17 protein-coding genes are annotated in these 12,787 nt (G+C 72.1%); 13 read left to right on the top strand and 4 right to left on the bottom strand.

All coding sequences use genetic code 11. The annotated features are described in order from the left end of the window. Window positions 1-173 precede the first annotated feature (173 nt). Window positions 174-470, top strand: coding sequence for a WhiB family transcriptional regulator (locus ABLE68_RS06495; protein ID WP_348870500.1), 297 nt, complete (start codon window positions 174-176; stop codon window positions 468-470). A 101-nt stretch (window positions 471-571) separates the two neighbouring features. Here the strand turns inward: ABLE68_RS06495 and bagB are convergent, their stop codons facing one another. Together bagB and bagA are read right to left on the bottom strand one after the other, a co-directional pair. Further along, entirely contained in the window at window positions 572-1,759 is a 1,188-nt protein-coding gene (gene bagB, locus ABLE68_RS06490) for an ArsA family ATPase (RefSeq protein WP_348870499.1), read from the bottom strand. Next, window positions 1,756-2,772 (bottom strand): ATPase BagA, encoded by a 1,017-nt coding sequence (gene bagA / locus ABLE68_RS06485; protein ID WP_348870498.1) that lies wholly within the window; start codon window positions 2,770-2,772, stop codon window positions 1,756-1,758. The genes bagB and bagA overlap by 4 nt, the downstream gene beginning before the upstream one ends. 81 nt (window positions 2,773-2,853) lie before the next feature. Here bagA and ABLE68_RS06480 point away from each other — a divergent pair, with 81 nt between their 5' ends. Genes ABLE68_RS06480 through sigJ form a run of 6 tightly spaced genes read left to right on the top strand, consistent with a single transcriptional unit; the run spans window position 2,854 to window position 7,326 of the window. Beyond that, window positions 2,854-3,618, top strand: coding sequence for a CoA transferase subunit A (locus ABLE68_RS06480; protein ID WP_348870497.1), 765 nt, complete (start codon window positions 2,854-2,856; stop codon window positions 3,616-3,618). Continuing rightward, on the top strand, window positions 3,615-4,253 hold the full coding sequence (locus ABLE68_RS06475; RefSeq protein ID WP_348870496.1) for a 3-oxoacid CoA-transferase subunit B: 639 nt from the start codon (window positions 3,615-3,617) through the stop codon (window positions 4,251-4,253). The genes ABLE68_RS06480 and ABLE68_RS06475 overlap by 4 nt, the downstream gene beginning before the upstream one ends. Next, window positions 4,250-5,278 (top strand): LLM class flavin-dependent oxidoreductase, encoded by a 1,029-nt coding sequence (locus ABLE68_RS06470; protein ID WP_348870495.1) that lies wholly within the window; start codon window positions 4,250-4,252, stop codon window positions 5,276-5,278. The genes ABLE68_RS06475 and ABLE68_RS06470 overlap by 4 nt, the downstream gene beginning before the upstream one ends. Before the next feature lie 22 nt (window positions 5,279-5,300). After that, the gene (locus tag ABLE68_RS06465) at window positions 5,301-5,726 is read left to right on the top strand and encodes a hypothetical protein (RefSeq protein ID WP_348870494.1); all 426 of its coding nucleotides are present in this window, start codon (window positions 5,301-5,303) and stop codon (window positions 5,724-5,726) included. After that, complete coding sequence (locus ABLE68_RS06460; protein ID WP_348870493.1) at window positions 5,723-6,463, top strand: SDR family oxidoreductase; 741 nt, start codon at window positions 5,723-5,725, stop codon at window positions 6,461-6,463. The genes ABLE68_RS06465 and ABLE68_RS06460 overlap by 4 nt, the downstream gene beginning before the upstream one ends. Then, complete coding sequence (gene sigJ, locus ABLE68_RS06455; protein ID WP_348870492.1) at window positions 6,460-7,326, top strand: RNA polymerase sigma factor SigJ; 867 nt, start codon at window positions 6,460-6,462, stop codon at window positions 7,324-7,326. The genes ABLE68_RS06460 and sigJ overlap by 4 nt, the downstream gene beginning before the upstream one ends. On the opposite strand, the gene ABLE68_RS06450 is transcribed toward sigJ, so the two are convergent. Then, window positions 7,286-8,653 carry an MFS transporter gene (locus tag ABLE68_RS06450; protein ID WP_348870491.1) on the bottom strand — a complete coding sequence of 456 codons (1,368 nt, stop codon included), beginning with the start codon at window positions 8,651-8,653 and terminating at the stop codon, window positions 7,286-7,288. The two genes, sigJ and ABLE68_RS06450, sit on opposite strands and share 41 nt — an antisense overlap. Before the next feature lie 66 nt (window positions 8,654-8,719). On the opposite strand from ABLE68_RS06450, the gene ABLE68_RS06445 reads away from it, so the two are divergent. The 6 genes from ABLE68_RS06445 to ABLE68_RS06420 are packed head-to-tail and all read left to right on the top strand — an operon-like array spanning window position 8,720 to window position 12,029. Further along, window positions 8,720-9,400, top strand: coding sequence for a VOC family protein (locus ABLE68_RS06445; protein ID WP_348870490.1), 681 nt, complete (start codon window positions 8,720-8,722; stop codon window positions 9,398-9,400). A gap of 27 nt (window positions 9,401-9,427) precedes the next feature. Next, window positions 9,428-9,730, top strand: coding sequence for a sigma factor-like helix-turn-helix DNA-binding protein (locus ABLE68_RS06440; RefSeq protein ID WP_348870489.1), 303 nt, complete (start codon window positions 9,428-9,430; stop codon window positions 9,728-9,730). Window positions 9,731-9,740: 10 nt separating this feature from the next. Continuing rightward, a complete protein-coding gene (sp36, locus tag ABLE68_RS06435; RefSeq protein ID WP_348870488.1) occupies window positions 9,741-9,896 on the top strand; it encodes a Sp36 family protein in 156 nt (51 codons plus the stop codon). Then, entirely contained in the window at window positions 9,893-10,357 is a 465-nt protein-coding gene (locus ABLE68_RS06430) for a RidA family protein (RefSeq protein ID WP_348870487.1), read from the top strand. Before sp36 ends, ABLE68_RS06430 begins: the two co-directional genes overlap by 4 nt. Then, window positions 10,354-11,223 carry an NUDIX hydrolase gene (locus ABLE68_RS06425; RefSeq protein ID WP_348870486.1) on the top strand — a complete coding sequence of 290 codons (870 nt, stop codon included), beginning with the start codon at window positions 10,354-10,356 and terminating at the stop codon, window positions 11,221-11,223. The genes ABLE68_RS06430 and ABLE68_RS06425 overlap by 4 nt, the downstream gene beginning before the upstream one ends. Beyond that, window positions 11,220-12,029 carry an MBL fold metallo-hydrolase gene (locus tag ABLE68_RS06420; protein WP_348870485.1) on the top strand — a complete coding sequence of 270 codons (810 nt, stop codon included), beginning with the start codon at window positions 11,220-11,222 and terminating at the stop codon, window positions 12,027-12,029. Before ABLE68_RS06425 ends, ABLE68_RS06420 begins: the two co-directional genes overlap by 4 nt. 78 nt (window positions 12,030-12,107) lie before the next feature. On the opposite strand, the gene ABLE68_RS06415 is transcribed toward ABLE68_RS06420, so the two are convergent. Beyond that, entirely contained in the window at window positions 12,108-12,785 is a 678-nt protein-coding gene (locus ABLE68_RS06415; protein WP_348870484.1) for a Crp/Fnr family transcriptional regulator, read from the bottom strand. Between the last annotated feature and the right edge of the window lie 2 nt (window positions 12,786-12,787).

Below are 12,787 nucleotides of genomic sequence, written 5' to 3'. Positions count from 1 at the left end.
CCAAATGGGCGGAGATGACCCGTTCGGACTAGTCCGAATGGACTAGGGGATTTGGACCCTTGGGGTCTGTTTCGATCCTGAACAATTCCTTAACTTCTTTACTCGAGGGGATCTATTCCCGGGAGACGTCATGGGGACGCCGCCTATCTCGGAGCGATGTGGGGACATCAGCTATGTGGGTTGAAGATTGGGCGAGCGCCGCCGCGTGCCGCCAGACACAGCCGGACCAGCTCTTCGTACGGGGTGCGGAGCAGAACAAGGCCAAGCAGCTGTGCGCCGGCTGCCCGGTGCGCACCGAGTGCCTCGCTGAGGCGCTCGACAACCAGATCGAGTGGGGCGTCTGGGGCGGCATGACCGAGCGGGAGCGCCGTGCGCTGCTGCGCCGGCGCCCGAACGCGTCCTGGCGCTCGGTCCTCGAGACCGCGCGTGAGCAGGGCGCGCCGGTGACGGCGAAGACCGTCTCGGTCTAGCGGAGACGCGTCAGCGGATCCTCTGATGGTGGTCGAGCGAGCCGCGCGAGCGAGCTTGCGAGGTCGCGACCGGCGTGTCGAGACCGGGTCGCGTTCCTGACTCATCCGTCAGCGAGTAGCTCGCCCACCCGGCGGAGACCCGTCAGGTCGTGGACGTCGCCGGGGAGGGCCGGCACGACCGCCGTCGGCACCTGCGGGTGCGCGGCGGCGAACCGCGCGCGCAGCCCGGCCTCGCGCTCGACGATGCGGGTCTGGTCGGCGTGCAGCCGCAGCAGACCCGCGGTCAGCGACTCCGGGTCGTGCTGCCGCAGGCGGGCCGACGCCGCCATCGCCTCGTCGGCCGACAGGGTGCCCTGCGGCACCGGGCTGGCGCGGTTGACGATCATCCCGACGAGCGGCATGTCGTCCTCGCCCAGGCGCTCGACGAAGTACGCCGCCTCGCGGAGCGCGTCCGGCTCCGGCGCGGCGATCACGAGGAACGCCGTACCGTCGGCCTGGAGCAGCTCGAAGGTCTTCTGGGCGCGCTGCCGGAAGCCGCCGAAGAGGGTGTCGAACGCCGCGACGAAGGTCTGCATGTCGCGCAGCACCTGCGCGCCGAGGATCTTGTTGAGCGCGTTGGTGATGATCCCGAAGCCGGCCGACATCATCCGGGCCGGGCCCTTGGCCGGCGTGATGAGCAGCCGGATGAAACGGCCGTCGAGGAAGCTCGAGAGCCGTTCGGGGGCGTCCAGGAAGTCCAGCGCCGACCGCGACGGCGGGGTGTCGACGATGATCAGGTCGTAGGTGCCGTCGCGCTGGGCCGCGGCGTGGATCTGGCCGAGCTTCTCCATCGCCATGTACTCCTGGGTCCCGGCGAACGAGCTCGAGAGCGCGATGTAGAAGGGGTTCTCCAGGATCTGCTTGGCCTTCTCGGGAGTGGCCTGTCCCTCGACGACCTCGTCGAAGGTGCGCTTCATGTCCAGCATCATCGCGTCGAGGCTGCCGCCCTTGCGGTTGCCCTTCGCGTTGGTGCGCAGGCCCGTGACCGGCCGCGGGACGTTGTCGAGCTGCTCGATCCCCATCGACTGCGCGAGCCGCCGGGCCGGGTCGATCGTCAGCACGACGACCTTGCGCCCGCGCTCCGCTGCCCGCAGCGCGAGCGCCGCCGACGTGGTGGTCTTGCCGACGCCACCCGAGCCGCAGCAGACGATGATGCCGGTGGCGGGGTCGTCGATCAGCGCGTCGACGTCCATCGCTGGGGCTGGTCCCGGGCTGGTCGCGAGCGGCCCGACGCGCGTGCGGCTCTTCATCCGAGACCCTGTTTCTTGAGCGCGCCGGCGAGCTCGTAGAGCCCGCCGAGGTCGATGCCGCCGGCCAGCCGGGGGAGCTCGTACGACGGGGGGCCGAGCGTGTCGACCACGGCCCGTTGCGCGTCCTCGAGCGCGCGGCGCTCGGCGTGGTCGTGCGCCTCGGCGAGCAGCCCGTCGACCAGGTCCTCGCCGCCGTCGACGCCCGCCTCCTTGAGCTCGCGCGCCACCTGCGCGGCGTCGAGGCGCCCTTCGCGGGCCGGCGCGAGCTGGTCGGCGGGGATGTCACGCGGGCGCACCTGGTTGACGATCACGGCACCCACCGGCAGCCGCGCCTTCTCGAGCTCGGCGATGCCGTCGGCGGTCTCCTGCACCGGCATCTCCTCGAGCACGGTCACCAGGTGGACCACGGTGCGCGGCGAGCGGAAGAGGGTCATCACGGTGTCGGACTGGCTCTTGATCGGGCCGACCTTGGCCAGGCCCGAGAGCTCCTCGTTGACGTTGAGGAACTGCGTGATCCGCCCGGTCGGCGGGGCGTCGAGCACCACCGCGTCGTACTGGATGGCATTCTTGTTGCGGCTGTTGCGCTGCACCGCCTCGAAGACCTTGCCGGTGAGCAGCACGTCGCGCACGCCCGGGGCGATCGTGGTGGCGAACTCGATGACGCCGAACCGGTCGAGCGCTCGTCCGGCGCGGCCGAGCTTGTAGTACATCGCGAGGTACTCCAGCAGCGCCGACTCCGCGTCGATGTGCAGCGCGTGGACGACACCGGGTGCGCGGCCGTCGTGGCGCAGGCCGGTCGCGATCCGGCGCTCCTCGTAGGGCAACGGGTCGACGTCGAACATCCGGGCGATGCCCTGGCGGCCCTCGACCTCGCAGAGCAGCACGTTCTTGCCCTGGGACGCGAGCCCCAGCGCGAGCGCCGCGGCGACGGTCGACTTGCCGGTCCCGCCCTTGCCGGTCACGACGTGCAGGCGCACCCGTGACCAGTCGGGGGCGCTCGTGGGGCCGGTCATGGATCGAGCCTAGGCGCAGACCTCCTAGGATCGATGAGGCTCTGGTCACAGGAAGAGTCACACCTCGAGGAGGATTAGAACGTGGACAAAGTGGTCACGTCCGCCGCGGAAGCGGTCGCAGACATCCCGGACGGAGCACGGCTCTCGGTGGGCGGCTTCGGGTTGTGCGGGATCCCGTCGGTCCTGATCGAGGCGCTGCTGGTGTCGGGCACCACGGACCTCGAGGCGGTGTCGAACAACTGCGGTGTCGACGACTGGGGCCTGGGCCGTCTGCTGGCGCAGCGACGGATCCGGCGGATGGTGTCGTCGTACGTCGGGGAGAACAAGGAGTTCGCCCGGCAGTACCTCTCCGGTGAGCTGGAGGTCGAGCTGACGCCGCAGGGCACCCTGGCCGAGCGGATGCGTGCCGGTGGCACCGGGATCGCGGCCTTCTTCACCGCGACCGGTGTCGGCACCCAGGTCGCCGAGGGCGGGCTGCCGTGGAAGTACGACGACGCGGGCAACGTGGTCGTGTCCAGCCCCGCGAAGCAGACGCAGGTCTTCGCGACGCCGGAGGGCGACAAGGAGTTCGTGCTCGAGCACGCGATCGTGGCCGACTTCGGGCTGGTGCGGGCCTGGAAGGGCGACCGGCACGGCAACCTCGTCTACCGCGAGTCCGCGGGCAACTTCAACAACCTGGCCGCGATGTGCGGCCGGGTCACGATCGCGGAGGTCGAGGAGCTGGTCGAGCCCGGCGAGATCGAGCCCGCCCAGGTGCACACCCCTGGGGTGTTCGTGCACCGCGTGGTGGCGTTGACTCCCGAGCAGGCCGCCGACAAGCGCATCGAGAAGAGGACGGTCCGATGAGCTGGACGCGTGAGGAGATGGCCGCCCGCGCGGCCGCTGAGCTGTCCGACGGCTCCTACGTCAACCTCGGGATCGGGTTGCCGACGCTGGTGCCCAACTACGTGCCCGAGGGTGTCGAGCTCGTCCTCCAGTCGGAGAACGGCGTCCTCGGCACCGGCGCCTACCCGACCGAGGACGCGGTCGACCCGGACCTGATCAACGCCGGCAAGGAGACCGTGACGCTGCGGCCCGGTGCGTCGATCTTCGACTCGGCCACCAGCTTCGGGATGATCCGCGGCGGCAAGATCGACGCCGCCATCCTGGGCGCGATGCAGGTCAGCAAGGACGGCGACATCGCGAACTGGATGATCCCCGGCAAGATGGTCAAGGGCATGGGCGGGGCGATGGACCTCGTCAACGGCGCCAAGCGGGTCATCGTCCTCATGGAGCACGTCGCCCGCGACGGGTCCTACAAGATCGTCGAGGAGTGCTCGCTGCCCTACACCGGCCGCGGCTGCGTGCAGCGGATCATCACTGACCTCTGCGTCCTCGACATCCTTCCTGCCTCAGAAGGTGGGGGACTGAAGCTCGTCGAGCTCGCCCCGGACGTGACCGAGGACGAGGTCCGCGAGAAGACCGAGCCCCCGGTGTCATGAGCCGGGTGCTGCGCAAGCTGGGCTTCCTGACGATCGGGCTGTTCGACGGCGCCGACCCCGGCCCGGGCCACGAGTCGACGCTGGCGATCATCGAGCTCGGAGAGCAGCTGGGCTTCGACAGCGCGTGGCTGCGGCACCGGCACCTGCAGTACGGCATCTCGTCGCCGGTCGCGGTCCTCGCGGCCGCCAGCCAGCGCACCAGCCGGATCGAGCTCGGCACCGCGGTAATCCCGGTCGGCTGGGAGAACCCGCTCCGTCTCGCCGAGGACCTGGCAACCGTCGACGTCCTGTCCGGTGGCCGGCTCAACCCCGGCCTCAGCGTCGGCCCGCCGATGCGGTGGGACGACGTGAAGGAGGCGCTCTACCCCGACACGGCCGACGCCGAGGACTTCTCCTACGCGCGGATCGAGCGGCTGCTGTCCTTCGTGCGCGGCGAGACGGCATCGGGGTTCAAGGGGACCGCCGGGATCGAGGAGTTCTCGGACCGGGTCGAGCCGCACTCGCCGGGCCTCGCGTCCCGGCTCTGGTACGGCGGCGCGAGCACCCGGTCGGCGCAGTGGGCCGGCGAGCACGGGCTCAACTTCCTGACCAGCAGCGTCGTCAAGGCCGAGGACGACGGGCCGACGGACTTCGCCGAGATCCAGCTCGGCCACGTGCGCACCTTCCGCGCCCACCACCCGGCCGGCGACGCCGCCCGGGTCTCGCAGGGCCTCGTCGTCATCCCGACCGACACCGCCACCAGTGAGCAGCGCGCCAAGTACGCGGCGTACGTCGAGTCCCGCCTGCCGCGCACCCGCGAGCCGCAGGGCCCGGCCCGGATGGTGTTCAGCCCCGACCTGGTCGGCACGTCCGCCGAGCTCGCGGAGCAGCTGCACGCGCACGCGGCCTACCGCGAGATCGACGAGGTCGCCTTCGCGCTGCCGTTCTCGTTCGAGCACGCCGACTACGTGCAGATCCTCACCGACCTGGCGACCCGGCTCGGCCCGGCGCTCGGCTGGGCGCCGGGCTCGATGTCACGTCCGTGACGGGCTGTCTCGTCCTAGGGGCATGAACACGACAACACACACCGTGGCGACGGGGGTGCTCACCGCGTCGGCGCTCTACGTCGGCGGGTGGGCCGCGCTCGCGCCACGGTCCTTCTACGACAGCTTCCCCGGCCTGAACCGCATGTGGGTCGGCGGTGACGGCCCCTACAACGAGCACCTCGTGCGTGACGTCGGCGGTCTCTACCTGGCCCTGGCGGTCGCCGGTGTCCTCGCCGTCGCGTGGCGCGAGCGGCGTACGACGTTGCTGCTCGGCGCCGCGTGGACGACCTTCTCGTTCCTGCACCTGGGCTACCACCTCCATCACCTCGCCGACCTCGAGGCGATCGACGTCGTCGGCAACGTGGTGGCACTGGGTGGGACCCTGGTCCTCGCCGTGCTCCTGCTGGTGCCGGCGCGGACCGAGCGGCGGACGGAGGTGGCGGCATGAGGATCGCCGTTGCCGGCGGCACCGGCCTGGTCGGCGCGATGATCGTCGACGCCGCCCGCGAGCGCGGCCACGACGTCGTCGTCCTCGCCCGGTCGGCGGGCGTCGACCTGACGACCGGCACGGGTCTCGTCGAGCGGCTGACCGGTGTCGGTGCGGTCATCGACGCGACCAACGTGACGACCCAGAAGCGCGAGGACGCCGAGGCGTTCTTCGGCGGCGTCACCCGCACCCTCCTGACCGCGGAGGTCGAGGCGGGCGTCGGTCACCACGTCCTCCTCTCGATCGTCGGCATCGACGACGTCGACACCGGCTACTACGCCGGGAAGCGGCTCCAGGAGCGGCTGGTGGCCGAGGGACCGGTCCCGTGGTCGGTGCTGCGGGCGACGCAGTTCCACGAGTTCGCCGAGCAGGCGCTGGGCTTCGTGCGGGTCGGGCCGTTCTCGTTGGTCCCGCGGATGCTCAGCCAGCCGGTGGCAGCGCGCGAGGTCGCGCAGGCGCTGGTGCAGATCGCCGAGGGAGGGCCCGTCGGTCGTGCGCCCGACCTCGCCGGACCGGAGCGGCTGCAGATGGTCGACCTCGCTCGACGGGTGTCCTCGGCGCGCGGTCTCGGTCGCCGGGTCGTGCCGGTGCGGATGCCGGGAGCGGCTGGCAGGGCGATGCGCTCGGGTGCCCTCGTCCCGGAGGTGGACGGCCCGCGCGGCCAGGTCACCTTCGAGGAGTGGCTGGCGGGGTCGTGAGCGACGAGACCGAGCTCGCGACGGCGTACGACGCGGAGCGACCGCGGCTGGTCCGGGTCGCCTACGCGATCCTCGGCAGCCAGGTCGAGGCCGAGGACGTCGTGGCTGACTGCTGGCTGCGGCTGGTCGTCGCCGACGAGCGCGACCCGGTCCGCGACGTCGGTGCCTGGGCGACCGTGACGGTCGCCCGGGCGGCGCTCGACGTGCTCCGGTCGGCACGGGTGCGGCGCGAGACGTACGTCGGGCCCTGGCTCCCGGAGCCGGTCGTGGCAGCCGTACCGGACGCCGCCGACCGGGTGAGCCTCGACGACTCGGTCCGCTACGCCCTGCTCGTCGCGCTCGAGCGGCTCACCCCGGCCGAGCGGACGGCCTGGGTCCTGCACGACATCTTCGAGCTGCCCTTCGCCGACGTGGCCGACGCGGTCGGTCGCACGCCCGAGGCGGTGCGCCAGCTCGCCCGCCGGGCACGGCAGCACGTCGCCGCGGGGACGCCGAGGGTCTCGGTCGATTCGGGCACCCACGACCGGGTCGTGGGTGCCTTCCTCGGCGCTGCCGCCGGCGGCGACCTGGCCGGCCTGGTGCGGCAGCTCGACCCGGCGGTCGTGCTCACCAGCGACGGCGGCGGCGTCGTCAACGCTGCGCGCCGACCGGTCCTCGGGCCGGACCGGGTGGCCCGGTTCATGGCTGGCGTCACTCGCAAGCCTGGACGCGCCGAGATCGTGGACGTCAACGGCCGCACCGGTGTCGCGTTCTACGACGGGGACCGACTCGACTCGGTGCTGTCGTTCACCGTCGACGGCGAGCTGATCACGCGCATCGACATCATCCGCGCGCCGGAGAAGCTCCGGTCCGCGAGGCCGTGAGCACGCCGACCACGGCGATGCCGGCGGCGAGGACGAACACGGCCACGAACGGGTCGGCACCGAAGCGGTCCGCGATCCCGAAGACGATGCCCGAGAGCGACAGCGAGAGCGCGCCGCCGAGCGAGTCGGCGATCGACAACGCCGAGGAGTTGAAGCCGCGGTCGGCGTCGGTCGACGCGGCCAGCATCGCGACGCCGGTGCGCGGGTAGCCGAAGCCCATCCCGGCGCCGGCGACGACGTACGCCGCGATCGCGAGCACCGGCGAGACGTCGCCGATCACGACGAGGGTCAGCGCGACCGTGCCGACGAGGACGAGCGCCGTGCCCCAGCGCATCGCGGCGACGTCGGAGACCCGGGGCCCGAGCCGGGACTGGACCTGGCTGGAGCCCGCCCAGACGAGGCCGACCGCGGTCAGCGCGAGGCCGGCCGTGCCGGGGGAGAGGCCCCAGTGGTCCTGGAGCACGAAGACGATGTAGGCCTCGGCGCAGAAGAAGGACGCGCTCAGTAGGCCGCGGGTGCCGATCACGGCGGGCAGTCCGCGCCGCGCGACCAGGGACCCCTGGGGGAGCAGCCGGCGCAGGGACAGGACCACGACGCCGAGGGCGAGCACCGCGAGCAGGCCGATCGCACCGCGGTGCGAGCCGACGAGCTCCAGGCCGAGGACGGCGGTCGCACCGATCACCGCCCAGACCAGTCGCGAGCGCGGGGTCTCGTCGTGCCCGCCGCGGGCCTCGAGCCCGCGCAGCGCGGGCAGGATCAGCAGCGTGGCCGCCCCGACGAGGAGGACCACGCCGAGGAACACCCAGCGCCAGCCGAGGGCGTGCGCCACGAACGCCGCCAGCGCCGGCCCGAACAGCGACGGGAGCACCCAGGCCGCGGCGAAGCTGGCGAACACGGCGGGTTGCAGGACCGCGGGGAAGACCAGCCCCACCACGACGTACAGGCAGACGGTCATCGCGCCGCCGCCGAGCCCCTGGAGCACCCGGCCGGCGACCAGCACCTCCATCGACGGAGCGGTGCCGCAGACGACCAGGCCGAGCGCGAAGAGCACGAGGGCCACGGTCAGCGGGCCGACCGGGCCGTGCCGGTCGCTGCGAGCCCCGGCCGCGACCATGCCGACGACGCCGCTGGCCAGCGGTGCCGCGAACGACAGCGCGTAGAGCCCGACCCCGTCGAGCTCGCGGGCGACCGACGGCATCACGGTCGTCACCGCGGTGGCCTCGAACGCCGAGAACGCGACCAGCGCGAACATGCCGACCGTGGTCGCGGCGTACGCCGGCGAGAGCAGCCGGGGGCGCGGTTCGACGGGCGGGGCGGTCAGGGTCACGAGGGTGACGGTAGGACTTCAACTCCGGTTGAGGTCAACTCGATAACCCTCGATAACCTCAGTCGCATGACCGACCGCCTCGCGACCTATCACTCCCTCTGCGTGGACGCCCTCGACGTCCCGGTGATCGCCGGGTTCTGGGCGGGTGTCCTGGGCGGTGAGGTGACCCACCGCAACGACGGCGTCGCCTTCATCACCGGCCGGACCCCGCGCCACACGGTCTGGGTCAACCCGGTGCCGGAGCCGGTGACCGTGAAGCAGCGCGTGCACCTCGACGTGCACACCGACGATGTCGAGGACGTGCTCGCTCTCGGGGCGACGCCGCTCGACCTGCGGTCGTTCCGGTGGAAGGTCCTGCGCGACCCGGAGGGCGGCGAGCTCTGCGCCTTCGAGCGCGAGCAGGTGCCGGAGGACCGCCTCTACGAGGTCGTCGTCGACTGCGCCGACCCGCAGTCGCTGGCGACCTGGTGGGCCGGCTTGATCGGCGGGCGGTGCGAGTACGACGCCGAGCACGGCTGGGCCGGCATCGAGGAGATCCCCGAGGCGCCGTTCGCCTACCTCGTCTTCGTGCCGGTGCCCGAGCCCAAGACGGTCAAGAACCGGATCCACCTCGACGTCACCACCCGCGACCTCGAGGCGATCGTCGCGGCCGGGGCGACCGTGCTCCGGGCCCAGGACGACGAGATCGGCTGGACCGTGCTGGCCGACCCGGAGGGCAACGAGTTCTGCGCCTTCCTCGCGTCATAGGAGCGCCGCATCGCCGTCCCTCGTGTGATGTCCGAGGAACCTTCCCCGCTGCACCACCTCGTCGAGGCCATCCGCGAGCTCCCCGAGCAGCTGCGGCTCGTTGTCGAGGGCTACTTCGTCGAACGCCGGTCCGTGGCCGAGCTGGCCGCCGAGCTCGGGGCCACCGTCGCCCAGGTCGTGCAGCTGCGCGCCGAGGCGCTCGTGCGGCTCCGCGACGCCGTCGTACCCCCTCCGGCCGGGAAGGTCCCGAGGCGTCGTGGCATCCGGACGGCGAGGCCGCGACGCCGCTGCGTCGGTCGCCCCGGTCGGCGGACCCAGCCTCACGAGTAGGGTGCGAGCCATGACCAAGTGGGAGTACCTGACCGCGCCGATCCTCACGCATGCGGCCAAGCAGATCCTGGACAACTTCGGGGCCGACGGGTGGGAGCTCGTGCAGGTCGCGCCGGGCATGAACCCGGAGAACCTCGTCGGCTACTTCAAGCGACCCCTCCAGTGAGCGCGCCGGAGGATCGGCTGGCCGAGCTCGGGCTGTCCGTGCCCGAGGTGGCCAAGCCGGTGGCGGCGTACGTCCCGGCCGTCGTGTCGGGTGACCTGGTCTTCACCTCGGGCCAGCTGCCGATGCGCAGCGGCGAGCTCATGGTGACCGGCAAGGTCGGTGGCGAGGTGAGTGCCGAGGAGGCGACGGAGTGCGCGCAGCAGTGCGTGCTCAACGCGATCGCCGCGGTGAAGTCCGTCGTCGGTGACCTCGACCGTGTCGTGCAGGTCGTCAAGGTGGTCGCCTTCATCGCGTCGACCCCCGACTTCACCGGGCAGCCGCAGGTCGCGAACGGCGCCTCCGAGCTGCTCGGCAAGGTCTTCGGCGACGCGGGAGTGCACGCGAGGTCCGCCGTCGGCGTACCCGTGCTGCCGCTCGACGCGCCCGTCGAGGTCGAGCTGATCGTCCGCACAGCTTCATGAGGATCCCGCTTCCTCCGGTGCCGCTGCCGGAGTCGCTGGTCGACGCCGCCCGGGAGTTCGCCGACGGCACCAAAACGCCGGCCGAGCCCCGCAACGCCGCCACCGTGATCCTGATGCGGCCCTCCGCTGACGGTCCCGAGGTCTACTACATGCGCCGCCAGGTCTCGATGGACTTCGCCGGGGGGATGTGCGTCTTTCCCGGGGGTGGCGTCGACCCCCGCGACTTCGACTCGACGGTCTCCTGGGCGGGTCCGTCGCCGGCCGAGTGGGCCGCGCGGCTGGGCTGCGACGAGGAGACCGCCCGGGCGCTCGTGTGCGCCGCCGTGCGCGAGACCTTCGAGGAGGCGGGCGTCCTGCTCGCCGGTACGTCGTCCTCGGACGTCGTCGCCGACACGACCGCCGACGACTGGGAGGCCGACCGGACCGCCCTCGAGTCGCGTGAGCTGTCGCTGACCGACTTCCTCAACCGGCGCGGGCTGGTGCTGCGCACCGACCTGCTCGGTGTCTGGGACGCCTGGCTGACCCCCATCTTCGAGCCGCGGCGCTACCGCACCTGGTTCTTCGTCGCGTCGCTGCCGACCGGGCAGGTGACCCGCGACGTGTCGTCCGAGTCGTCGTCGGTCAGCTGGCTGCCCGCACGGATCGCCGCCCAGCAGGCCGACGCCGGCGAGCTGGCGCTGATGCCCCCGACGTACCTCACCTCGATGGAGGTCGGCGAGCACTCCTCGCCCGAGGAGGTGCTCTCCGTGGCCGCATCGCGCTCGGTCGAGGTGTTCACGCCGTCGGTGGAGCCGCTCGGCGAGGGCTGGACGCTGTCGATGCCGGACCGGCTGCGGCCGCTCGTCGCCGCACGGCGGCGGGTGTGAACGCCTGGACCGGGGGGACCTTCGGCGAGCGCGGACGCTGCCTGCTCGCCCCCAACCCCGGGATGATGACGCTCGACGGTACCAACACCTGGGTGCTCCAGGAGCCGGGCGCCTCGGCCAGCATCGTGGTCGACCCCGGCCCGATCGAGGACGGTCACCTGGAGCGGATCACCGCCGAGACCGGTGACGTCGGGCTGGTGCTGCTGACCCACCACCACTTCGACCACGCGGAGGTCGCCGTGGAGTTCGCGCGGCGCAAGGGGTGCGCCGTACGCGCCCTGGACCCGGCGTACTGCCTGGACGCGCCGCCCCTGGTCGACGGCGAGCTGCTCGACGTCGACGGGCTGTCGGTGCGGGTCGTCACGACGCCGGGCCACACCGCCGACTCGATCTCGCTCGTGCTCCCCGGCGACGGGGCGCTGCTGACCGGTGACATGGTGCTCGGTCGCGGCACGACCGTCGTCGCCCACCCGGACGGGCAGCTCGGCTCGTACTTCGCCTCGATCGAGCGGATGCGTGCGCTCGTCCTGGCCGGCGAGGTGCGCACGCTCTGGCCGGCGCACGGCCCGGTCCTCGACGACGCCCTCGGCGTGCTCGACTTCTACCTGGCCCACCGCCGCGAGCGGCTGGCCCAGGTGGAGTCCGCCGTCCGCGAGCTCGGCGTCACGCTGACCGCCGAGTCGGCCGAGGACGAGACGCTGCCCCGCCGGGTCGTCGAGGTCGTCTACGCCGACGTCGATGAGTCGCTCTGGGGTGCCGCCGAGTGGTCGGTCCGCGCCCAGCTCGCCCACCTCGCCACTCGTTGAGTCGAGAGTTCCGTCGGTCGAATCGAGAGTTCCGTCGGCCGGAACTCTCGATTCACACGACGGAAGTCTCGATTCGACCTAGCGGGCGCGGCGGGAGAGTCGTTCGACGTCCATGATCACGACCGAGCGGGGCTCGAGGCGCAGCCAGCCGCGCGACGCGAAGTCGGCGAGCGCCTTGTTGACCGTCTCGCGGGAGGCGCCGACCAGCTGGGCGAGCTCCTCCTGGGTGAGGTCGTGGTGGACGTGGACGCCGTCGTCGGCGGTGCGGCCGAAGCGGTCGGCGAGGTCGAGCAGCGCCTTGGCGACGCGGCCGGGCACGTCGGAGAACACCAGGTCGGCGACCACGTCGTTGGCCTTGCGGAGCCGGCCGGCGAGCTGGGTGAGCAGGCCGCGGGCGACGACCGGGCGGCCCTCGAGCCAGCGCAGCAGGTCCTCGTGGGAGAGCGACGCGAACGTCACGTCGGTCACCGCGGTCACCGTCGCCGAGCGCGGGCCCGGGTCGAAGAGCGAGAGCTCACCGAACATCTGGCCGGGGCCGAGGATGGCGAGCAGGTTCTCGCGGCCGTCGGACGAGGTCCGGCCGAGCTTCACCTTGCCGTCGAGGACGATGTAGAGCTTGTCGCCGGAGTCGCCCTCGTGGAACAGCACGTCCCCGCGGCGCATCCGCGACTCGGCCATCGAGGCGCGCAGTGCGGTGGCCGCTTCGTCGTCGAGCGCGCTGAACAGCGGCGCCTGACGGAGTACGTCGTTGTCCACGG

The sequence above is a fragment of the Nocardioides pollutisoli genome, assembly GCF_040045055.1.
In the GTDB taxonomy this organism is placed as follows: Bacteria; Actinomycetota; Actinomycetes; order Propionibacteriales; family Nocardioidaceae; genus Nocardioides; species Nocardioides tweenelious.
The sequence above is the reverse complement of the archived record's forward strand: the minus strand, read 5'-3'. Positions and strand labels throughout refer to the sequence as shown.